Genomic DNA, 23,685 nt, shown 5'->3' with positions numbered 1-23,685 from the left:
ACAATCTTTTCTTTAAACAACTTTTCCTTCTACTTTTCCATTTTGTTGCGGCACTGTTTATGTATGTGGATAGAGAAACCATAAGAATAAGCGCCATTATACAACTACGCTTGTATAAGGCGCTAAAAAGCTTGTCTATATTCTATTATACTGAACTTTTCGGAAAATAGATAGTGTTATAAGTACCCTTTTTCTTTTAAAGAGATAAATTTATGATCACCAATAATAAGATGGTCCAAAAGTTCGATGCCAATCATTTTACCACTCTCGGACAAGCGTTTTGTCACATGTATATCTTCTTGAGATGGCGAAGGGTCTCCGGAAGGGTGATTATGGGCACAGATAATGGAAGCAGCTGATCGTTTAACCGCCTCCCGATACACTTCTCGAGGATGAACAATGGAAGCATTCAAACTGCCAATAAAGATAGTTTGCCGATGGATTATCTGATTTTTTGTATCAAGAAACATGGATACAAAGTGTTCCTGTTTTAAGCCACTCATTTCTTCCATTAAGTAATTAGCGCCATCTTCGGGACTTCGGATCGTATATTTTTCTTTCTCCTTAAATTGTTGAATTCGCTTGCCAAATTCAACTGCTGCTAATATTTGTACCCCTTTCGCCTGGCCAATTCCTTTGATTTGTATCAATTCTTCAATAGTGACATCTTTCAGCATTTTCAGACCCTCGAAATGACAAAGTACGGTTTCTGCCAGCTGATGTACATTTTCACTTCGTGTGCCCGACCCAAGCAGAATTGCCAATAACTCTTGATTGGACAAATGGCTTGGTCCAAATGTGAGTAACCGCTCTCTTGGACGATCTTCTTTCGGTACTTCTTTCATCGTAATCGTTGTTATTTCCACATTTGCATCCTCCTTCTTTCCAATATCTCCTAGCTTACCGAGAAGGATACGTGACGGCAAATGGTGCTTTTCATGTTTTCACTGATCTATCTCCTATCATTTGCTTGATTTTCTTATAGGAAAATATGAAAAACCATTGTCTTAATTGGGTAAAAAAATGAATTAATTAATTGCGACATTTTCATATGCCGCTATTATCGAAAGTAAAGCTACTTGTTTGGCCTGTCCGTCTGACGCATTTGTGAATCCTTCTGCAGTTGTAGCAACTGCTTGTACCTTTTCCGATAGATTTTCTGGTTTTGCCTGTAACCATTCTGTAACGCTCGCTTGATCCTGTCCTTCAGCAAGCTGTTGATCGATGATATTTCCTAAGTCCGTTAACCAACCTTTTTCTTCCGCCGATACATCAGCCGTTTGCGCAGTCGTTGTCCATTCTTTGCCGGCATATATTTCATAAGTAGTATTAAGCGAGCTAGAAGCAAATTGTTTAGATGCATCATGTGACGTCTCTGCGCCAATAAAGACATGATACTGACCATCACGTTGCCAGATCATCCCCGCGACATTTTCTTGCTCTAATCCTGTGATCAATTCTTCCGCAGCTGCCTGATTGGAATAGACACCAGCCTGAATGACAAATAACTGAAAAGATTTCAGTTCAAAGGAGGCTCCACCATTTGTCCCTCCACTATTCTCCTCACTGGCACTGCCGGTAGTCTGCACGGCCCCATTCGTACTATTCTGATTAGCCGCCATTTCCTCCGGATCCAGATCAACAAACATTTTTAGCATAATAAACCCTAGAAACGAGCCAATAATGATAGCTGTCAATGCTGATAACCAGAGTGATTTGTATTTTTTCCAGAAGGATTGTGATGGCTTTTTCTTAAATGAACCGGGATCAGGCGTATATTGGCGTTGAAATACATGATCATCATCAATCGGATGATGATTTTCTCTTATATAATCTTCCAAAGAAGCCTGATTACTTGCGTTATGGGGCTGAGCCTCTCCATGTGTGGGAGCGTCATGCTGGTTTCGATTAATTTGAATGGTAATGGCTTTTTTGTTATCCATGAAATCCCTCGTTTCGAATCCTTTTCTATCACCCTATCATATCTATTACGAGATGTAAGACGACTTTTGTCATCTCTATCAGAAAAGTCTTCATCAAATACTGACAGTAAATCAGCAATTGCAGCAAAGCTCGTTGGAGAATTTTTCGTGTATTTTGCAATAATTAAAAAAGAGCACACCAATTATAATCGATGTACTCTTTAATCAATTTGCTTCTAACCCTTGTAAATCAGGGGCAAAAAAGGTATGAAATTGTATCGCATAGTCGATCACTTGGTCCTCACCCGATCGGTCCACGTTAATTTCACGAATATCTATTAACCTGCTATCTTTATTTAATTTTGTTAGAAATTGGTGAAAGCTATCATATGTTGCTGCCTGACCTTCTATCAGATAGATAAGTTCCCCCACACCTTCCGTTTCTGAAGTATTTTCTTCCACTTGAACGGTACGTATCGAAGTCTTGCTGGCTTTTTTTGTTTGATCTAACAAGTTAATGATAGCATCGTTCTGTTTTTTAATCGGTAGCTTCTCGAGCAGTTCCGGGGACATAGTATCGACTATTTCTTCCCATGTATCCGCATTGGATAAATATAGTTGCTGTGTTTGCAGATCTGTGGAAACATTTTGATAATCTGCTTTTACTGGATCAAGTAAGTAGATTCTCCCCAACAAATAGGTGCCTGCGATCAATAACAGTACGATGATTAGCCAAAAAAAGCTGGCTCTCGTCCATTTAACGGTCATTCTCTATCACCTCCAGCCATCCTTGATTATCAAGTTCTACTTGAAAAGCAGCACTGCTATCTCCACCATCCGCTTCCTCTAAATAATTAAACCTGACATCAGAAATAAATGGCTGAGCTAATAAGGATTGATTATAAGCAGCATAATCGGCATATTGAGAAGCAGATATTGAAATTTTCAGTACATCACCTTGTGTGTAATAAAAATGGCTTAACACACTATTGGTCGGCATTAGCTGGTGAAGGGTATCCATTAATTCAACATTTCCCATCAAATTACCTTCGATCCCATCAATTCTATTTGTTAATTGTTGCTGCTGTGTTACCCTTTTTTCTAGTTTGATTGCATCGGCCTCCGCCTGCTGATTGGACTGAATGTCAGCTTCCATCACAGAGATTTCTTCTTTTAGTGACATATACGGTTGCAATATAAGCCACGAAGAAATGCTTATACCGATGACTGCGATAGCTATTATGAGGTATGGCACAAGATTGACAGCCTTATGTTCGATAAAATTTATTTGCATACTATCACCCTATCACTTGGAATTCCCTCTAATCACCAATCCCGCTAAATCACTTGATCCTCTCGGGATGCTACCTGGTAAGTAATCCTGCAATGAGTCAACCGGCAATGATGAATGAGATGTTAAAGCAGATTGTGCCTGTTCCATATAAGGAAAATCTCCTGCTAGCACTATTTTTTCAATCCCTTTATTTCCATTCTGAACAGAATAACGATAGAAATCATTAAATCGTTCCATCGTGACAAGATGTGTATCAATAAGCGCCTGTAACTCCTCTTCATCACCTGTCCACTTTAACTGTTCTAATTCAAAACTCCAAGACCACAAACGATTCTCCGCCGGCAATTGAACATGTCTGGAAAAAACGAGTAAGCCATTTTCAAATGCTGCCAGTACAAGTCCTGTTTTCGTCCATTGCATCAACAATGTATCTTGTTCATAGTTAGTATCAGTCAAAACCTCCTGATAGACTCGCCACAATGCTAATGAAGAAATATCAGCAATGATTGGTTTTAAATGAACAAGAGTAAAAACGTTTAGAAATGCTTGCAAAACATCTTTTGGATAAGCAAATACAAGCAGTTCCACTGTTGTTTCGTAGTTACGAATAATGTCAAAGGTAATGATTGGCTGCTGAAAAGGTAACCGGAGCCCTTCCTGGGCATCTCTGTGTAAGATAGCTCTCATTTCCTCTTTTTTTAACCCATTCGGAACTTGATGCCTTCGAATCGACACAAATGAATCAGATACCGATAATGAAACATGGGCATGCTTCCATTTCTTTTGTTTGACAATTTTCTCAAAATAGTTTTGGAAGCCTTTTTCATCTACCAATTTTCCATCTTCTATTAATCCGTCTTTTATTAAAATTTCTCCATAATCGACAATGTCATCAAGACGATTTTTTTTCGATACAAGATATCGAAAATAATGATCGTAAAATACGAGATGCACATGCTTTTTCTGTAACATGGTACTGTACTCCCCCTTCCCAACAAGTATTACCAGAGTAATTGCATATAAGCCAGTACAATCTCTCCCCCCCATAAATAGGTAACGATTGCACCAAGCATGATGGAAGGACCAAATGGCACTTCTTGCTTCCTTTTCCATCCGTTCTTCGCTAATATGACAAGGCTAAACGCAAGTCCAATGACATTAGCAAGAAAGAAAGCCAGCAATATGTACGGAAATCCTAATAATATTCCTAATAATCCTAGCAGTTTCATATCGCCTCCGCCCATTCCTCCTCTGCTGATCAAAATAATCAGTGCCACCGTGCCATATCCAGCGGCGGCTCCAAACAGACTGGACCACCACGGATCTAATGGGGATAGGACTCGGAGGACAACCATGATCGGCAAGAAGGCTAGCAGTATCCGATTGGGAATAATCATATAGCGAAGGTCCGACACGATGATAATCGCGAATAAGCTGATTAAACATAACGTTATACATAATGAAATCGAAATATCGAAATAGAGATATGCCAGTAGAAAGCCAATTCCTGTTAGCGATTCGACAACAGGATAAAGAACAGAAATCTGTTGTTTACATCCCCGGCACCTTCCCTTTTGGATGATGAAGGATACAACAGGGATCAATTCATACCACCTTAATGTATATTTACATGCTGGACATATCGACCTGGATGTGGAAAAAAATGTTTTTTTCGGGACACGCAGGCCAACTACGTTATAAAAAGATCCTAAAATTAATCCAAGAATGAGAAAAAAAACACTGTATATAAAGTCCATTTAGTTAACTCCTAATAATGGAATGATGACTTATCTGTTAAACGAACACATAACAATTATTTATTCCGATCTACTAAACGTAAAAGAATTGTCCGAATAATTTAATTCTCCACTTGGTGCATGATCAGTTTCCAGATATCCGTTGCTCACTAACTCTGATACTTCAATATCTACACCACCTGAAGCATTATATACCCAATCGAACGATGTATCATCATCCTGAACAGATTGAGCTTCTAATAATGCTAACTCTGCAGCTTTTTCCACCAATTCCGCCTCTGCTTCATTTGCACCAGCTTCCGCACGATCAATAATACCACCAACCGCCGGTACTGCGATCGCAACAATAATGGCTAAAATAACGATAACAGCTAATAATTCTACTAGTGTAAAACCTTTTTCTTCCTTCCATAACTTCCATATTTTTTTCATGATACATCTCTCCCTTTATTTAAGTGTGTTTCACTGTTCCAAAATGTTTTGGAATTTCAGTAAATTATCCCGCATTTTTTTATGACTATTATACTATAAAAAGAATCACCAGTGTAAAAATAATAGCCTTTTAGACATTTAAATTGCATCGAAAATTGAAAACATTGGAATAACGATAGCTAATACGATCGCCCCAACTATCACAGCAAGTATTACTATAAGAATTGGTTCAATTAGTGCTTTCAGCTTATCAGATGCATCATCTAATTCTTTCTCGTAGAAATCAGCGATCTTGAACAACATTTTATCCAAGGAACCTGTTCGTTCCCCCACTGCTATCATTTGTATCACCATAGGCGGTATTACCGTATGGCTTTGCATTGCGGATGCCATCGATTGCCCTCTTTCCAGAGCGTGATGACTGTTATGAAGTACTTGTGCAATCAAGCGGTTGTCAACGATTTTTTCGGTGATTTGTACAGATTGCAGAATAGGCACCGAGCTATTTAATAACGTACTTAATGTTTGAGACATACGAGTTATTTGGGACTTTTGCAGAAAGCTTCCTATAACAGGCAATCTCAGCTTGATTTCATCGATCCGAAACGTAAAAGATTCAGACCGCATCATGATCTTCCACAGTACGATTATCAATACAACGAGAAGCAGCAAAGCCCACCAGATTTGCTGAATGACTTCACTTATTCGCAGCACGATCACCGTATAAATCGGCAAACTTTCACCGAAGGAAGAAAACAAATTGGTGAAAATCGGCACAATGTAAACTAACAGAAATAACGTAATGACGACGGCAAAAATACTGACAAATAAAGGATAAGCAAGTGCTGTTTTAATTTTTTGCCTTAGAGCATATTGCTTCTCATAGTAACTGGCCATGTTGTCCAAAATTTCGTCTAAGTTACCACTGACTTCCCCAGCATAAACCATTCTTGTCAGTAATTCCGGGAAAAATTTCGAGTGTTGACTCATTGCCTCCGATAAGCCATTTCCTTCCTGTAAATCTTCATTAATGGCGTTTAGCACTAGCGCAAAAGCTTTATTCGAAGTCTGTTCTGCTAATATTTCAATAGAATCGATAATCGGTATCCCTGATTCAATTAACGTTGCCAGCTGGCGCAAGAAAATGACAAATTCCTTTAGTTTAACTGGCTTTCCAATCGTAATATCTTTATACAGTACCGAATCCAAAGGCTTAACCTCGAAAATAGTTACGCCTTCTGCGGCCATCAAACGAATCACATCTTTTTCCGATTCCGCTTTTACTTTTCCTTTTTTAAATTTCCCTTGAACAGTTCTTCCGCGGTACTGATAATAAATCAAAACATAGCACCTCCCATCCTATTAAAAGTTTCCATTCGTCAAATGGGATTTCGCTCCTTCCCTATCGATTGCACCTTGTGCCCTAAGCCGAGTGATGTCCTGCTCAAACGTGTGCATTCCCAGTTCTCTTGACGTTTGGACAATATTGGGTATCTGATGTATTTTATCATTGCGAATGACATTTTGAATCGCTGGATTGTTAATCAGTATTTCGGTTGTTGCAATCCGTCCGGTTTTATCTGTTGTTGGAAATAGTTTTTGTGAAATGATTGCATGCAGCACACTTGCTAATTGAATTCTAATCTGTTCTTTCTGAGTAGCTGGAAAAACATCAATAATCCGGTGTACGGTTGACATCACATCTGACGTATGCAGCGTCCCGAGCACCAAATGACCGGTTTCTGCTGCAGTAATGGCGATCGAAATCGTTTCGAGATCACGCATTTCTCCAACCAATATCACATCCGGGTCTTGACGCAGGCAAGCTCTTAAGCCGCTTTTGAAATTTTTGGCATCAAAACCGATCTCCCGCTGATCGATGATCGATTGATGGTGAGAATGCAAATATTCGATCGGATCTTCCAATGTAATAATGTGACGCTTCATCGTATGGTTCATATGGTTGACCATGGCCGCGAGTGTACTCGATTTACCACTGCCGGTCGGACCTGTCACCAGCACCAGTCCATTTTCTTTTTCTACGATAGACTGAAGAGATGATGGCAATCGTAAGCTTTCTATCGTCGGAACTTCTTTTGGTATCGTGCGGAAAGCGAGTGAAATACAACCACGCTGAAAATAAATATTGACGCGAAACCTTGAAACTCCAGAAATACTGTATGAAAGATCGATCTCTTTGTCTTTGTTCAATTTAGCTGATAATTCTTCATTCAACATTTCCTTTGCGATAAACTCCGTATCCGCTGGCTTGATCACAAACTCGTGAAAGGTGGACAGCTCTCCATTAATTCGGAAGACAGGACTCGATCCTACTGTCAAATGAAGATCTGATGCCTTGCGATCATGTGCTTCGATTAATAACTCTTCTAATAAATTCATTGTACAGCCGCCTCCCCTTATTCTTCTGCCACGACTCCTAACACTTCTTCTAATGTGGTTTTGCCATTTTTTACTTTATAGAGACCATCATCTAACAGGAAATGCATCCCCTTGCTACGAGCATAGTCGCGAATTTCCGTCATATTGTGTTGATTCATCATCAAATTTCGAATCGCATCATCTATGACAAGTAACTCATGAATCGCCATTCTTCCTTTATAACCCGTACCTCTGCACGTATTACAGCCTTCCCCTTCAAAAACACGCTCGATATTGATACCACGCTTCCGAAAAACCTCTCTTTCCATCGCAGTAACAGATCGCTCTGTTTTACAGTCTGGACAAATCACTTTAACCAAACGCTGAGCCATAATAGCGGTCAATGATGATACAACAAGATAAGGCACAATGCCCATATCAAACAATCGTGGGATCGCTGCAATTGCGCTATTTGTATGTAGGGTGCTAAAGACAAGATGCCCGGTTAATGCAGAACGTATCGCAATTTCAGCTGTTTCCTTATCGCGAATTTCTCCGACCATGATGATATTCGGATCCTGTCGCAATATCGACCGTAACCCTGTTGCAAAATTCAAACCGATCGAACCGTTCACCTGAACTTGGTTCACACCATCTATTTGGTATTCAACTGGATCCTCGACAGTAATAATGTTAACATCGTCCTGATTTAACTCCGTGATCGATGCATACAGTGTGGTTGTTTTTCCTGAACCTGTGGGACCTGTGAGCAGAATAAGTCCGGACGGCTGCTTTAAAGCGGCTTGATATTGTTGCCTGTTTCTCTCTAAAAAGTCTAATTCGGATAATCGCTTAAAAGCGTTCGTTAAATCCAATATTCTAATGACGATTTTTTCTCCAAAAACAGTTGGCAAGATAGACACACGCAAGTCGATCGGTCGCTTGTCGATCTCGATTCGGACTCTGCCATCCTGTGGCAATCTAGACTCGGTAATATTCAGGTTAGCGAGAATTTTCGTCCGGGCAATAATCGCATTCTGCAATGGTTTTTTCACTGTTTTTTCTGTTCGAAGCATCCCATCCACTCGATATCGTACTGTAATTTGCTGCTCCTGTGGGTCAATATGAATATCACTTGCCTTTAAATTAACGCCTGTTTGCAGAATTTGATCGATTATACGCACGGCAGGTGCATCTTCATCAACAGAGGAGGCCAATTCCGAGTCACTGTCATTGCGGTCATAATACTTATTTATCGCCTGTAAAATATCATCTCTGCTAGCAATAACAGTCCTGATTTGAAAACCTGTTGCAAGCTCAATATCATCAATGGCAAAGTAGTCCATTGGATCATTTGTTGCAATCGTTAATTGATGCTCGGATTGGTGGATCGGAATTAAACAGTTTTCCCTGGCGTACTGCTTGGACACGTAATTCAGGACTTCCTCTTGAATCGGATAACGATATAAGGAAACAGATTCGATGCCTAACTGTTGTTTGAGTACATCCAGCAATTGTTTCTCTGTAATTAATCCTTGTTCTAACAGGGCATCTCCAAGCTTCTGTCCCTCTTTTTTCGCTTCCAGCACTTGCAAGATCTGATCTTCGGTTATCATATTCGACTGTTTTAATAAGTCCCCTAATTTTTGCTTTTTAAAAGGCACTGCCATATGCACACCTACTTTCTGTTATTGAGATTCGAGTGTTTGGCCGGTTTTATAGGCTTCCTGTGGAATGGTGGTATCACCTGTTCCACCGAATATAAGGATATCATCAAGGTTTAGCTCTTTGAAGGATAACTTTGCCCCTCCTGTCACTCTGAGAGAATCACTAATCACGGTTCCGTACACACTGGCACCATTAGATGCTGTAACCTTTGCATGTGGTGCAAGAATTAGTGTTTCGTTGTAATTGCCACCACTTAAATTTACTTGGTTACCTCCTGTAATAATCGATCCGTTAAAGCCACCTCCGCCTGATAGCGTCACACTGGCATCTTCGGCAAATAAGTGACCATTCATCTTCTGAGCACCTGTTAGTGTAAATGATTTGTTCTTACCTGCTAAATATAGAAACAGATCGTCCACACTGCGGTCAGCATTGAAAGTACTGCCAGACCCGAAAGTAATTGATTCTGTCACATAAACCGTTAAGGCTCCCTCTCCGGTAATATAGATGTGACCATTCTCCAGATTTAATCGTTCTACGGTTATTTCCCTATCCTGTCCGTTTGTGTCAATATAAAGTTTCCGGTTACTGTTAAAGTTTATCTGATGAAAAGATAAGTTACTGGTCATCTTTAATTGATATCCGTCTGCTTTGTAATGAGTAATATTCAAATTTCCGTTTTGAATCACTTGATGACGATTAAACTCATCTCCAATGGTTTGATCTACTGGTATTGTATAGGATGGAACGCTCGGAAAGCTATCCATCATTTGTCTAATATTCCCTGGATAAATTACATTATTTTGGAAAGTTAATAAAGGAATATTTCCTGCATAATTCGCCCGTAAATCGATTACATTTTCTTTGGCACCTTCTGGTACGAAAACTTGCTCACCACTGAGCTTTGGATTACCCGTAATGGTGATGGCACCTTTAGAAAGACAAGCAGTGCCAAAATCACCGTCGATGATAGCACCTTGTTCTAATGCTATTTGAGGAGCTTTACAACGCTGCGAATCAAAAACACCAGTATATGCGACAAGGTTTTGTGGTATATCAATGGTCTGATTGTCTTGCCATTCAATTTCAATTTCCGTCTCTACTGTTCGACTGCTCTTATCCATTCCACCAGTAGCTACAATATGATAGGCTCTCGGATTATTATTATTAAGCCGCGTCACCGTAACCTTTACCTTAGGCTCTCTCTCATATTGCTCGGTAAAAGACAATTCCACTGGCTGATCCGTCTTTATAATTAAGTCTTCCAACCGTTGAAAAAAGCTGACCTGGTTCGAACTAGTATGGTAAAGCGCATCAACTTGATCGTAAATATCAGCAATGGTGTGATTGAGCCCTGTTTCTGCAATATAAAAGCTTGATTGTAACGACCTGTCTTTGGTCGTTACATTCAGATTACTGGCAGACACCGTAAGTATAGCAATACTTAATAACGATAGGATAACAAACACCATCATAACCAATACCAAAGCTATGCCTTTTTCATTTGCAAATTGCACCCGCCGTTTGTCCATATGCACAGCCTACTTTCTTAACATAATAGTAGTCGTTACTGTAGTGGTATCCTCCATCAGCGTACGCTCTGTAGAAATTTCTATCGTCAGTTGATTCCCTGTCCGTTCAACATCAAAAGCACGAATGTTCTCTGCTTGTACAGAACCATTTCGCAATATCATATTGCCTTGTAATGCGTAAACAGTATCCGCGATCACTAAACTGTTATCAGCTGCCGAGATCGCTTTACTTGGTGTGAGGCGGAGTTCACGATTCATTTCAGTTAATAGCTGCCGCACGTCAGACTGTCGTTCCACTTGCTGGGCTTGATTGCTAAATTGCTTTTGCGAGAATAATTGGATTGATCCAACTAGTATGACAATCAATGATAGAATTATAAGGACAGCTAATAATTCGATTAATGTCATCCCTCGCTGATTTTTGAACATGCGTGATCAAACCTCTCTATACACCAGACATAACCCGCTTCCAAAACAGCTTGTACCGTATGATCATCCCGTTCGTTCAAAACCTGAACCGATACCATCCAGAAATCTGTTACAGATTGATCCTTCTCTACTTTCATACGTATGTAATGATTTCGTGTCGATTTTTCCAGCTGAAACGTCTCCTCCGCCCTATTCAGCAGCTGATAGCCATCTGTTTCTAATAAGCTTATCGTATCTTCCATCGCAGATTCGGTACTATATTGATAGATTCTCTCCATCTCTGTCTGTGCGATATAGTCAGCATCAATAATGTCAGCAGATGTTTCCGTCGTCTTAGAGGCATGTACAAATATGGCAATAAAACCAAAGGAGATAATACTTAGGATTGTGATGGAAGCAAGCATTTCGATTAAGGTAAATCCTGATTCCTTCTGCGAAATGTTTCTCATCGGCTATTATCTCCTTTCTATCCTTACTTTTCTCTTAAGTCCATTATACTACTCCAACCTTAAAGAACAATACTTTTCTTATAACGAACTAAATCTTTGCATTACTTTTGGATTAATTTTTTAACAAAATCGACAAAATGCAATGATCCTGTAATTAGAATTAAGTCATCTGAATTACTTCTAATTAAGGCATCCTTCCACGCTTCTTCCGGATCAGCTATATAACGATAGCTCGCAGGTACATCATCTGCCCGAAGTGCCCGAGTGTGGTTAAAGGTTGTGATCGTGATATCATCCGTCATACTTGCTAAAAGGGTAAGCATCTCTGTTACTTCTTTATCACGAAATGCACTAAACAAAACATATATGGTTGGAAATGTCTGTGTGGAAAACGTCTCAACAAGCTGACGGATGCTTGCGGCATTATGGGCACCATCGACGATTATTCTCGGCTCTTTCTTCACCGTTTCCATTCGGTTCGGCATTTGTGCTTTTAATAGTCCATGTCGGAGTGCATTCTCTTCAAGTGGAAAATCCATCTTTTGCAAAAGTTGAACTGTTTGTATCGCCAGCGAAGCATTTTCGATTTGGTGCTTTCCTAGCATAGATAGTTTTGCACGATGTTCAAGGTCTTGATTTTTCCATAAAAACTTTTGATGATCTATTTCCTCTGCAAAAAAATCTTGATTGTATTCGAAAACAGGTGCTTGTTTGCACGCCGCCTCATTCCGTACTACTTGACGTGCTTTTTCAGGAAATGGACCAATTACGACTGGAACCTTGTTCTTAATTATCCCTGCTTTATGGCCAGCGATAGCTTCAATGTTCGTGCCAAGGAATGACGTATGATCATAATCGATCGATGTAATGATGGTAACAAGGGGGATGACTCTGTTCGTCACATCTTCTCTGCCACCCATGCACGTTTCAATCACCCCCATATCCACTCTCTCTCGAAAATAGAGTAAAGTAATTACCATCAATATTTCATACTCAGAGGGAGCGAGGTCATGCTTGTCCATGTCATCGATAACTGGAAGCAGCTGATTCAAAATGTCGATAAAGGCCGTTGATGTGATAACATCCTCATTGATTGCGATATGATCAAATATGGTCGGTAAACCTGGTGATTGGAATGTACCCACCCGGTATTCCCCTGCCATTAACATCTCTTTTAAATAGGTTAAAGTGGACCCTTTGCCATTTGTACCAGCAATATGAATGGTTGGTATCTCCTGCTCCGGATGACCAGTCTGATCCAACAAATAGTCGAGCCGCTCAAGTCCTGGCTTTATCCCAAACTTTCTTCTTTGTTCAAAAAATTGGTCTAAATCATTAAGATTATCGATCATTCTTCTCACATCCTTTATGTGTTAGAAAAAAACGGTATTCGCCTCGTCTTTTAGCGAGTGCCGTAGTTTTTCTTATACTTGGTACACTCTATATTTTCACTACGTCGAGATGCTTCATTATTAAAATTTATACTTTCCTACTGTGTAAAAAGAGACTGTCTAAGACAGCCTCTTTTCTAATTAAACGAGAGCTACCCCACATTACGAACTGTGATCGTATCAGTCTATAGCTTTACTCGCCATTATTCCTCTATTATTAATCTCGCAAATCCATTATACGCGCTTCTACTTTGCTGCGTTTTTCGATATAATCTTTTTGTTTTTCTTTTTCAGCGTCTACTACATGTGCTGGTGCCTTATCAACAAAACCTTTATTGGCAAGTTTTTTATCAACCCGTTCTATCTCTTTATTCAGTTTATCCAGCTCTGTCTGCAATCGTTGCAGCTCTTTATCAATGTCAATTAACCCTTCCAACGGTAAAATAATCTCTGCACCTGTCACAACTGCTGACATTGCTTTATCCGGTGCAGCAATCGCTGTATCGATCGTTAACTCACTTGGATTACAGAAACGATCTAAATAACTGCTGTTAGCCCTAAGCTGTTCTTTTACTTTTTCATTATTTGCCAGAACAAGGATTGGAATTTCTTTCGACATTGGCGTATCTACTTCTGCGCGGATATTACGAACAGAACGGATAATTGCCACTAACTGATTCATCACTTCTGTTGCGTGATGATCAGATAAATTCGAATCGACTGTTGGCCATGCAGCACGAACGATAGACTCGCCCTCATGTGGCAGCTGCTGCCAAATTTCTTCTGTAACAAACGGCATAAATGGATGAAGCATGCGCATTATATTGTCTAGTACATACGCCAGTACAGATCTTGTCGTATGTTTTGCTTGCTCATCTTCTCCATATAACGGCAGCTTAGCCATCTCGATATACCAATCACAGAAATCATCCCAAATGAAGTTATACAAGTAGCGACCAGCTTCACCGAAATCATATTTGTCAACATGACGAGTTACCTGTTCCACTGTTTCATTTAATCGAGTCAGGATCCATTTGTCTGCCACTAATTTTTTACCATTAATATCAATTTCTTCATACGTTAAGCCATCCATATTCATTAGAGCAAATCGGGAGGCATTCCAGATTTTATTAACAAAATTCCAGGTAGACTCTACCTTTTCCCATTGGAAACGAACATCTTGACCAGGGCTTGAACCAGTTGCCAAGAAATAGCGCAAGGAGTCTGCACCATATTTCTCGATGACTTCCATTGGATCAACACCGTTGCCGAGTGATTTACTCATCTTGCGGCCTTCTGCATCTCTTACTAAACCATGAATCAGGACATCTTTAAATGGACGCTCATCATTAAACTGCTTGGATTGGAAAATCATCCGTGCTACCCAGAAAAAGATAATATCGTAGCCTGTAACTAATACGTTCGTCGGGAAGAAATGTTTGAAATCTTCATCTTCTGTATCCGGCCAGTTCAATGTAGAGAACGGCCATAATGCAGATGAAAACCATGTATCTAACACATCCTCATCCTGCTCCCAATTCTCAATGTCTGCTGGAGCATCTTTACCAACATACACTTCACCTGTTTCTTTATGATACCAAGCAGGAATACGATGCCCCCACCATAATTGACGAGAAATACACCAGTCACGAATATTTTCCATCCAACGTAAATAAGTTTTCTCAAATCGGTCAGGTACGAAATGGACTTTATCCTCGTCTGAACCGTTTTGCAACTCTACTGCTGCATCCGCTAGTGGCTGCATATTTACGAACCATTGTGTAGATAGATACGGTTCCACCACTGCGCCACTACGTTCCGAATGCCCTACCGAATGCATATGATCTTCAATTTCAAATAAAATGCCTGTATCCTGCAAATCTTTGACGATTTGTTTACGACATGCAAAACGATCTAACCCCTGGTATTTACCAGCATTTTCATTCATTGTGCCATCCTCGTTCATGACAAGGATTCGCTCCAGATCGTGACGATTGCCAATTTCAAAGTCATTCGGATCATGTGCTGGCGTGATCTTGACGGCACCAGAACCGAATTCTATATCTACATAATCATCTGCAACAATTTCAATTTCTCGCCCGACAATCGGTAATTTAACCTTTTTGCCGATTAAATCTTTATATCGCTCATCGTTAGGATGAACAGCTACTGCTGTATCGCCTAGCATTGTTTCCGGTCTGGTTGTTGCGACTTCAATATGGCCCGATCCGTCTGCTAATGGATATTTCATATGATAGAAATGGCCCTGAACATCCTGATAAATAACTTCTATATCAGAAAGTGCCGTCTTCGTTGCTGGATCCCAGTTAATAATGTACTCTCCACGGTAAATTAAACCTTTATCATATAAAGTAACAAATACTTCTTTTACTGCATCCGAAAGACCGGCATCAAGTGTGAATCGTTCACGGGAGTAATCAAGACCCAAGCCCAATTTAGACCATTGTTCACGAATAAACTCAGCATATTCTTCTTTCCAGTCCCAAGCTGTTTCTAAAAATTTCTCACGTCCGAGATCGTATCTGGATGTACCTTCTTCTCGTAATTTTCCTTCTACTTTTGCTTGTGTAGCAATTCCTGCGTGGTCCATCCCAGGTAAGTATAATACATCATATCCTTGCATTCGTTTAATACGAGTGATGATGTCTTGCAGGGTAGTGTCCCAAGCATGACCGATGTGAAGCTTTCCCGTTACGTTAGGTGGAGGAATCACTATAGTAAATGGATCCTTTTCTTTGTTACGTTCTGCTTCAAAAAATTTACCTTGCACCCAATAATCGTATTTGCCTTCTTCTACGGCTGTCGGATCGTATTTCGATGGTAAATTCACTTCTTTATTATCTGACATAATATTTTCCTCCTTTTAGTTGACTTGCATTCCTTCTATTTGACAGTAGCTAATGCAACAAAAAAAACCCTCTTTATCCTTAAATAAAGGACGAAAAGGGTTTTCCGCGGTACCACCTTTGTTTATAAGCTCCGTAACTTATACACTTCATTTTAGAAGATATCGGCTTCACCGGCTTTACTTACTGTATGTTCAATAAAGCTGCATCTGAGGCTACCTTCCTTCACCTTTATTCGAGAAAACCTTCCAGCCAGTGGGTCTTCCTCTCTATCAAATAGTATGAAGTACTCCTCCTCTTCATCGCATCGTTATGTTTTATTATATTATATGTTATTTTATCCAAAAGGAAACATATAAGTCAAGTTTAATTTTCATTTTAGCTGTGCATGTTTATTAAAAAAGGTTTTATATCCGAAATACAGGAACAAAATAACCGTTAAAGAAACACTTCCTGTAATACCAAGCATAATAGCGATTTGGTATTTAATCGCATCTACAGGGTTTGCACCAGAGAGGATAACCCCTGTCATCATTCCTGGCAGAAACACGATTCCCATACCAATCATATTATTAATAGTTGGAAGAATTGCGGAATCAAAGGAATGATTAACGATATTACGTGCCGCCTTATGAGGTGTAGCACCAAGCATTAAAGCTGCTTCAACCTCGTTTTTACGAGAAATAAAACCTTCCATTAGTGCACTTACACCAAGTGTAATACCAGTCATTGAGTTACCGATTAACATACCTGCAATGGGGATAAAATATCGCGGATCATACCATGGTGAAAATTGAACAACGACAAAGTCAAAATAGAAAAATGCAAATAATGTACCAGACACCATCGCTAGTGCAATAATTTTCTTTAATTCCTTATTCAATGTATGCTTCGACCGTTTGTAAATGTTATAAACAGCAAAGCTCTCCATCAAAATGAGAACAAGCAATGAGTAAAGGAAATGTTCATTTTCAAATATAAACATTAATACATAACCGACCAGTACTAGCTGAATCGTCATTCGCAGTGTCGCAATAATAATTTCTTTTTCTCTTGGTATCTTCCGCCAGCGAACAATAGCTAATAAGAGCAGTATAAATAAATAGGCGGAAACTAATTGCCATATCGTAATCTCTAACATATCATTCATGATCGAACCTCCTTATCTTTCAGAAGCTCGCTCATATAGATCAATTGATCACTGTATGTCTCTGCAGTATCTTTGGAATGTGTCACCATAATGACCGTTTTATTGAATTCTTTGATACGCTTCGTAAAATAATCCATTACCATCGTTTCCGTATCATCATCCAATGCGGAGGTGGGTTCATCAAGTAAAAATACATCTGGTTCCATCACTAACACTCTGCCAAAAGCGATACGCTGTTTCTCTCCACCTGACAAATTGGCAGCATCTTCGTCCAGATCTTTTGACAGTTGTAATTTTTGTAATAGATCTGTTAATTCGTTGTCACTTGGTTCTTTATCTTGTTCAGAAAATCGTAAGCCAATTAATAAATTGTCTCGTATTGTTCCTTCGAATACGATCGGATCTTGTCCGAGCATCACTACTTTCTGTCTTAATTCAACGGCATCCAGTTCTTGAATAGATGATTTTTTGAAGTGAATTTCACCTTCGTCTGGCGTTAGCATGCCATTGAACATTTTTAATAAAGTTGTTTTTCCACTTCCGCTTGTACCGAAAAGACAGTAAATATTACCTGATTCGATCTCGAGATGTTCGATTCGTAAAATATTTTTGTATACCAAATTCCTGATCACAAACATGTTTCATCCTCCATACTGTCCTCTACTTCTATTGTGAACGTATATTTGCAAGTCATTCTCTTTAATAAGCAAAATTCAGCCTAGTTACTTTATATAGGTTATTATATATACAATTGCCTATAATACTGATAATGTAAAGCGAATCTGTATTACAATGTGATAATTTTGAAATGTTTTATCTTCTTAGCAAAGCTCCTTAAATATGCTCCGTGTCCTGTGGGGCAAGGCTTCAGCTAGGCTATTACTTGAACTGCTTCTATGCTCGTGCTGACACATTCGGAGTCTCCGCGTATTTTCTACGTTTAAGGAAGTGCTACATGGTATGGAACTGCTAAAAACAGTGGTTCTAGGTATATTGTTATTTAGAATTCGAATAGCATCATGACAATTATACTCAGCTCAATGTGCTAGCTCTTGTACACGTTGTAGAGTCTGTACCATAGCGCAGACCAACCACGTAGACTCTCGTGGGACGTGGAGTTGCTGAAGATCCACAAAGTCTGCACCTGTGTCTTCTAGTATCGCTTCGAAGTAAGCTTCCTCGGTGCAAGGCAGCAAAGAGGTAATTCGTGTAGTAGCCTAGCTTCAGCCGTGCCCCGCAGGACGCGAAGTGGTAAGCAGGAGCGGTATCCCAGCACATGAATCATTTCAAAATTACCACAACGCAAGTTGACATAATCCGTATTATAAGAACTTACACTTTTATTTTCTGAATCTTTAGCTGAAATCTTTCTTACCTTGTAAAAAAAGAGCAGATACACAATGGCATCTGCTCTTTGTACTTAGCGAAAGTCTCGCTTATCTTCCATTTTTCGAGAGATTAAGACATAAGCAATTGTCGCTGCTGCCGTAACTAATGTGTAAAGTAAAGTATTTTTCATTTTTCTACCTCCTAGATCAGATCATGCTTTGAATTAAAATGGACGGAATTTTCCTTTTCGTAACACCAGCTTAGGTCCACCTAACATGAATAAATAGCGATCATCGATCACATTCTTCATCACCTTGGCCTGCATACCATATAACTTATTCCCTTCAAAAACAGTACCCATTGCATCACTTCCACCTAGAGAAGCAACTGTCCCCTTATTGTCAAAATGGAACGTCCGAAGTGTACCGCCATAAATAAGTGTTCTGATATTATGCGCGCATACATCTGCTTCCTGGATCGCAATTTGTGCTGTAGGTGGGTAAGGTTTGCCTGTTTCCTCATTCATCACCCAGGCACAATCTCCTAGAATAAATACGTCATCTTGCTCTGGTGTTCGTAACGTCGCATCCACGTTCACTTTACCTTTCGTCAATTCGAATCCGGATTCTCCGACAATGCGATTGGCTTGTACACCACCAGTCCAAACAAACGTGTCTGTTTTAATTTCCTCTCTGTCTTCTCCGACAATTACACGATCTTCTTTCACTTCTTTAATCATAGTACCGAGCTTAAATTCAATACCACGCGCTTCTAACGATTCTTTTGCGTAGCTTAGTAAATCCTCATCAAAACCTGGTAAAATAGTAGACATCGCTTCAATGTCAATAATTTTCACATCTTGACGTGGAATATCATATTTTTTACATAGAGCGGGAATGCGTTCCGCAAGTTCACCAAGAAATTCGATTCCGGTAAAACCAGCACCGCCAACAACAATCGTAAGCATGCTTGGATCAGGATCTTGTTCATTTCGATAACGTGAGAATTGATATTCAATATGGTCACGAATCATACGACTCTTATCTACACTCTGAATGGAGAATGCATGCTCTTCCATACCTGGAATGCCAAAGGTAGCTTTCTCAAAGCCTAAACCGATCACAAGAAAATCATAGCTAAGTGTACCATTTTCCAATTCAACCGTTTTGTCATCTTTATTAATTTGCTTAACGGTGTCATGTACAAAGTTTACATGTCTAGTATTAATCACATCAGAGATCATAATCCTGGAGCGGTTTACATCAATCGTACCAGCTGCTACTTCATGCAGCCATGTCGTCTGGTAATGATAATTATGCTTGTTAACTAATGTAATATCCACTTCTTCAGGAGAGAATTGTTGCGTAAGTCGTTTCGTTGTCATCATACCGGCATAACCTGCACCTAGTACTACGATTTTTGGTTTCTTCACTGTCATCTAATCATTCCTTTCCTGTCGATATCATTGCTAAACTATGATAGTTTATCTCACTTTTGACTAGATATGTACTCAATACGTATCATTTTTAGTATAGCAAATGATACGTATAAGCGTCTAATATGCTATACCCTTTTCACAAAAATAAAAACCCTATGTCACATAGGGTTTTCTAGGTCTAATACTGTTCCACACATTTCTCTGGCATTTTCTTTGTCAGAAATTCTTTTATTTCTTCTGTTGTACAACCAATCTCTTTCGCTTTCAGCATTAGATAGATCCATTCATAATCCACATTTAACTTCGATTCCATAATCTTTCTCCTCCTAAAATACAAATCTGTATTTCAGGCAGCTCAGCCGTCCGTATTGGATAAATGAACGGACCTGGAACTTTGCGTCCCTATCTTGCAATAGGTTTGCCTTTTTCTGATTATGCATGCTACACGAAAACACCTTGAACGAATTGCAATACCACAGCAGCCCAACAAAACGAACAGTAATATAAACAACATTTGTAATTAGTAAATTATATTCAGTAAATATAGAAACATACCGCTTTTTTACTATTTGCTAATTAGGTGATGAATTAGCAAAATTCATTACAATAAACCTGTTTATACACTTTGTTATACATTTGAATGATAGTGCAGAATCCTTGCTGTATCTACTATTCAGCAACGCATTCCAAAACAGATGATTCTTTTGTAACATCCAGAAAAATTGAATTTAATACAGTGATGCTTGTCTGCCATTGTCAGCGTATGATAATACTGGGAAATAATTAAATTAAATAAATTTATGCTACTTCTCATATTGAAGACAACCTCTTATACGCATCCGATAGAGACTTCTTTGATTAATATATTCTAATAATATATATTCGATAAAAAAATCAATTTTCCTGCAAAAAAAATACTTTTTTACTAATTTTGAACTAAGTATTTTAACTTAGCGTGCGAACCCCTTATTTATCACTCGGCTAACATGAATGATGTAGTTCTTTCCGTTTATTTCAAAATTCGATTAATAAATATGGGGTACGATTCCACTTTGACTGCATAAGCTAGAATATAACAAAAATATAATGAAAATGAGGTGATATCGTGGCACGTTATTATCGATACCGTCTACCTCCTTGGGCGAGAGAATGGATCTTAATCTGTGAGCGTTGTATTTTACCAATCGTCGTATTTCAAGGGATTCGCACCGTATTTTTCCCTACAACCTTTGATGTTTTATTATTAGGGATATTAATTGGTATCCTGCTCGCCTTTCAATTGGAATGGATTTAACCTAATTCATCTACAGGGTCCGTTTTCAGTGTCTGGTAGATATATTCTTGCATTTGGAAGCCGTGAAACAGTTTACGGAACTCTTTTTCGATTTCAATGGACTTTCTTACATTACTTGTGCCCCTTCTAGGCTGAAGGGTGTCCGACATAGATTGAAACCAGTTATGGGGTGACAACAGTTGCAATACAAGCAATGCTTTCTCATAGTCTGATAAATCTATATATCGGCAATATACTGAAAATGATTCTGTGATTTTATCCATGTCACAGTCATGAAACCGGAATAAATATTGATAATACGATACTAAATCATAAGTCGGCGAAGTCATTAATGCATACTCCCAATTTAATAAATAAGTATTCATTCCCGTAATCATATAATGGGATGGTTTTACATTTCCATGACATAACGTGTATTTCATCTGATCGGTTTCTTCCATCCTGTCTAAATAAATCTCTTGCCACTCTTCCATTTTATTAAATAATTGCTCCATGTCACGATAATACATGCATATTTGTAATTCTGCGGGTGCCATGAATCGTTTTGCTTCAAAAAAGCGAACATATTGCAGCATTTGTTCACGACAGTAAGTAAGCTCCTGCTCAAATTGTTTTTCTAATGTTCTCCGATTTTGTTTAACCGCATCAATCTTATGATAATCCATCGTTGCTGCATGCAACTTGCCAATTGTGTGAATAGCTGTTGCATATTCATCTATTGGCTGGTCTGAAATTTCCCGGTTAACCCATGGCATCAGATAATAAATATCTCCGTTGTCTTCCACAAACGGCTGCTGGTGGACAGTATAATAGACAGGTACAAAACCAAATATCTTTTTTTCCTGAATATATTGTTGGATTGCCTGCCACCTTCCGACGTCTTCTGGTAACAGCCTCGCATGCTTTAACGCATATTGTTGATGATCGGCTTCAATTTTGTATAGACGGTCTGTTATTTGCTCAATTGACTCTGGCTGCAATTGATATGATTGCAATAATTGTGACCATTCCATCGGCAAACCCTCCATTTCTGATTCATCAAATAAAAAATCCCTTGACAAGCTACCAAGGGACTAACAAATTATTCTTCAGTAGGAACCGGAATATAAATCAATTGTCCAGCTGAAACATCTTCATCTTCTAAACGATTTACTCTCATAATGTGTTTAGATGAAAGTTGATATCGTTCGGCAATAGTATGAATTTGGTCATCTGGCTGTACAATATAAAGTTTCAACCTCGTATAGCTCGAGGCTTCTTCATCCGCAAAAACGTTTAACAAATAGGATGTCTCATCTTGAGGCTCGTTTCTGGTTTTCACATGTAATTTTTCCTCTTCTTCTTCAAAATCCTCTTCCTCAGCTGATACATCATCCTCTTGAGCGTGACTGTCTTCTATTTCTTGATCTTCACCCTCCTGCATTGCTCGAACGCTTGTGATAGGTACCACTTTTTCCTCTTCTTTTTCTTCTTCTTCAGTTGATTCGAGATCTTCTTCATCCATTTCTAAATGAAACGTCTCTGCTGCATCTTCTGTCTGCTCATCGAATCGGTTTTCTTCAAAAGCTAGCAATTCCGTTTCTTCTGTAAACTCTCTCTCTTCTTCTACTGCAGGTTCCGGTTGTGGTTCTTGCAAGCCATGAATAGCTAATGTTGCCTCAATCGTCATTTCATTGACAGCGTCCAAATTATAATCGAAGTGATCGACTTCTATAAACACATCATCTAAAGATGCAATACGATCGAGCGGGACAGAGACATCAATGAGAAATTTATGAAAAAACTCATTCACTTCATCTGATAACGATTCTACTCGTTCGACATAATTGCCGTTCACCGGTTCTTCCACCCTAAGATCCGGTGTATCGCTTTTAATATATTCTCCTTTAAGTTCCATCACACCTCTAATCGAGAGTGTATTACCTAGTTCCTCCATTGATATAACAGGTTCCAGACCTATCCCTAACATTTCCTTGATCTGCTGTTCATTCTCAAATGCAACCACTTCATGAATATTAAATGTAAAGGCTTCTTGCAAAGCACTTCCCCCTTCCTTTTGCTTAGCTAAGGCGTACTAGCATTTCATTAAACTATATGTTGTGAGGAAGAAAAATATGCAAGCTTGACAAATAGAAGTTGTATAACACCGCAGAACGAACAGCGAAATTCTTATCAGCCGTTTAAATCATAGCTACCCATAATATGGATTATGTAAACTACCACTGTATGACAAGTTGGCCATTTTGACATGTTTTATCTACGTAACAAAGCTCCGGAAATTGGCTCCGCGTCCTGTGGGGCACGGCTTCAGCTAACTTTGTAAAGAAAATTCTTTTCTTTACAAAGTGGATCTT

At 39.1% G+C, this 23,685-nt stretch carries 22 protein-coding genes, 1 riboswitch and 1 other annotated feature; of the genes, 1 reads left to right on the top strand and 21 read right to left on the bottom strand.

Annotated features, from left to right (window positions below):
* Positions 1 to 176: 176 nt before the first annotated feature.
* The 19 genes from radC to sinI form a co-directional block, all read right to left on the bottom strand.
* Entirely contained in the window at positions 177 to 845 is a 669-nt protein-coding gene (radC, locus tag MUN88_RS14620; RefSeq protein WP_244724550.1) for a RadC family protein, read from the bottom strand.
* A gap of 183 nt (positions 846 to 1,028) precedes the next feature.
* Positions 1,029 to 1,943 (bottom strand): hypothetical protein, encoded by a 915-nt coding sequence (locus tag MUN88_RS14615; RefSeq protein WP_244716286.1) that lies wholly within the window; start codon positions 1,941 to 1,943, stop codon positions 1,029 to 1,031.
* A 204-nt stretch (positions 1,944 to 2,147) separates the two neighbouring features.
* Positions 2,148 to 2,690: a type 4a pilus biogenesis protein PilO gene (locus tag MUN88_RS14610; RefSeq protein WP_244716284.1), complete on the bottom strand. Its 543-nt coding sequence runs from the start codon at positions 2,688 to 2,690 to the stop codon at positions 2,148 to 2,150.
* Complete coding sequence (locus tag MUN88_RS14605; protein WP_244716282.1) at positions 2,680 to 3,216, bottom strand: PilN domain-containing protein; 537 nt, start codon at positions 3,214 to 3,216, stop codon at positions 2,680 to 2,682. The genes MUN88_RS14610 and MUN88_RS14605 overlap by 11 nt, the downstream gene beginning before the upstream one ends.
* Before the next feature lie 12 nt (positions 3,217 to 3,228).
* Complete coding sequence (pilM, locus tag MUN88_RS14600) at positions 3,229 to 4,188, bottom strand: type IV pilus biogenesis protein PilM (RefSeq protein WP_244716280.1); 960 nt, start codon at positions 4,186 to 4,188, stop codon at positions 3,229 to 3,231.
* A gap of 29 nt (positions 4,189 to 4,217) precedes the next feature.
* Positions 4,218 to 4,973 carry a prepilin peptidase gene (locus MUN88_RS14595; protein ID WP_244716278.1) on the bottom strand — a complete coding sequence of 252 codons (756 nt, stop codon included), beginning with the start codon at positions 4,971 to 4,973 and terminating at the stop codon, positions 4,218 to 4,220.
* A gap of 60 nt (positions 4,974 to 5,033) precedes the next feature.
* Positions 5,034 to 5,405: a prepilin-type N-terminal cleavage/methylation domain-containing protein gene (locus tag MUN88_RS14590; RefSeq protein ID WP_244716276.1), complete on the bottom strand. Its 372-nt coding sequence runs from the start codon at positions 5,403 to 5,405 to the stop codon at positions 5,034 to 5,036.
* Between the two features lie 138 nt (positions 5,406 to 5,543).
* Positions 5,544 to 6,746, bottom strand: a complete 1,203-nt coding sequence (locus MUN88_RS14585; RefSeq protein ID WP_244716274.1) for a type II secretion system F family protein — start codon at positions 6,744 to 6,746, stop codon at positions 5,544 to 5,546.
* Positions 6,747 to 6,767: 21 nt separating this feature from the next.
* Positions 6,768 to 7,805, bottom strand: coding sequence for a type IV pilus twitching motility protein PilT (locus MUN88_RS14580; RefSeq protein WP_244716272.1), 1,038 nt, complete (start codon positions 7,803 to 7,805; stop codon positions 6,768 to 6,770).
* Positions 7,806 to 7,822: 17 nt separating this feature from the next.
* Positions 7,823 to 9,454, bottom strand: a complete 1,632-nt coding sequence (locus MUN88_RS14575) for a GspE/PulE family protein (RefSeq protein ID WP_244716270.1) — start codon at positions 9,452 to 9,454, stop codon at positions 7,823 to 7,825.
* Positions 9,455 to 9,472: 18 nt separating this feature from the next.
* Complete coding sequence (locus MUN88_RS14570) at positions 9,473 to 10,984, bottom strand: pilus assembly PilX N-terminal domain-containing protein (protein WP_244716268.1); 1,512 nt, start codon at positions 10,982 to 10,984, stop codon at positions 9,473 to 9,475.
* 9 nt (positions 10,985 to 10,993) lie between these two features.
* The gene (locus MUN88_RS14565) at positions 10,994 to 11,413 is read right to left on the bottom strand and encodes a prepilin-type N-terminal cleavage/methylation domain-containing protein (RefSeq protein ID WP_244716266.1); all 420 of its coding nucleotides are present in this window, start codon (positions 11,411 to 11,413) and stop codon (positions 10,994 to 10,996) included.
* Positions 11,389 to 11,862, bottom strand: a complete 474-nt coding sequence (locus MUN88_RS14560; protein ID WP_244716264.1) for a type IV pilus modification PilV family protein — start codon at positions 11,860 to 11,862, stop codon at positions 11,389 to 11,391. Before MUN88_RS14560 ends, MUN88_RS14565 begins: the two co-directional genes overlap by 25 nt.
* Before the next feature lie 101 nt (positions 11,863 to 11,963).
* Positions 11,964 to 13,214 (bottom strand): bifunctional folylpolyglutamate synthase/dihydrofolate synthase, encoded by a 1,251-nt coding sequence (locus tag MUN88_RS14555; protein ID WP_244716262.1) that lies wholly within the window; start codon positions 13,212 to 13,214, stop codon positions 11,964 to 11,966.
* A gap of 256 nt (positions 13,215 to 13,470) precedes the next feature.
* Entirely contained in the window at positions 13,471 to 16,122 is a 2,652-nt protein-coding gene (locus tag MUN88_RS14550) for a valine--tRNA ligase (protein ID WP_244716260.1), read from the bottom strand.
* An 83-nt stretch (positions 16,123 to 16,205) separates the two neighbouring features.
* Positions 16,206 to 16,432 (bottom strand) — a binding site (T-box leader).
* A 61-nt stretch (positions 16,433 to 16,493) separates the two neighbouring features.
* Positions 16,494 to 17,270, bottom strand: a complete 777-nt coding sequence (locus MUN88_RS14545; RefSeq protein ID WP_244716258.1) for an ABC transporter permease — start codon at positions 17,268 to 17,270, stop codon at positions 16,494 to 16,496.
* Entirely contained in the window at positions 17,267 to 17,908 is a 642-nt protein-coding gene (locus tag MUN88_RS14540; protein WP_244716256.1) for an ABC transporter ATP-binding protein, read from the bottom strand. The genes MUN88_RS14545 and MUN88_RS14540 overlap by 4 nt, the downstream gene beginning before the upstream one ends.
* Before the next feature lie 914 nt (positions 17,909 to 18,822).
* Positions 18,823 to 20,037: an NAD(P)/FAD-dependent oxidoreductase gene (locus MUN88_RS14535; protein WP_244716254.1), complete on the bottom strand. Its 1,215-nt coding sequence runs from the start codon at positions 20,035 to 20,037 to the stop codon at positions 18,823 to 18,825.
* 178 nt (positions 20,038 to 20,215) lie between these two features.
* On the bottom strand, positions 20,216 to 20,350 hold the full coding sequence (gene sinI / locus MUN88_RS14530) for a DNA-binding anti-repressor SinI (protein ID WP_244716252.1): 135 nt from the start codon (positions 20,348 to 20,350) through the stop codon (positions 20,216 to 20,218).
* A 33-nt stretch (positions 20,351 to 20,383) separates the two neighbouring features.
* A riboswitch (cyclic di-GMP riboswitch) is annotated at positions 20,384 to 20,470 on the bottom strand.
* A 672-nt stretch (positions 20,471 to 21,142) separates the two neighbouring features.
* Here sinI and MUN88_RS14525 point away from each other — a divergent pair.
* Positions 21,143 to 21,331: a YszA family small membrane protein gene (locus MUN88_RS14525; RefSeq protein WP_501993624.1), complete on the top strand. Its 189-nt coding sequence runs from the start codon at positions 21,143 to 21,145 to the stop codon at positions 21,329 to 21,331.
* On the opposite strand, the gene MUN88_RS14520 is transcribed toward MUN88_RS14525, so the two are convergent.
* Positions 21,328 to 22,344: a phosphotransferase gene (locus MUN88_RS14520; protein ID WP_244716250.1), complete on the bottom strand. Its 1,017-nt coding sequence runs from the start codon at positions 22,342 to 22,344 to the stop codon at positions 21,328 to 21,330. The two genes, MUN88_RS14525 and MUN88_RS14520, sit on opposite strands and share 4 nt — an antisense overlap.
* A gap of 68 nt (positions 22,345 to 22,412) precedes the next feature.
* Entirely contained in the window at positions 22,413 to 23,369 is a 957-nt protein-coding gene (locus MUN88_RS14515) for a LysM peptidoglycan-binding domain-containing protein (RefSeq protein WP_244716248.1), read from the bottom strand.
* Between the last annotated feature and the right edge of the window lie 316 nt (positions 23,370 to 23,685).

The organism is Gracilibacillus caseinilyticus, assembly GCF_022919115.1.
GTDB classification, from domain to species: domain Bacteria; phylum Bacillota; class Bacilli; order Bacillales; family Amphibacillaceae; genus Gracilibacillus; species Gracilibacillus caseinilyticus.
The sequence above is the reverse complement of the archived record's forward strand: the minus strand, read 5'-3'. Positions and strand labels throughout refer to the sequence as shown.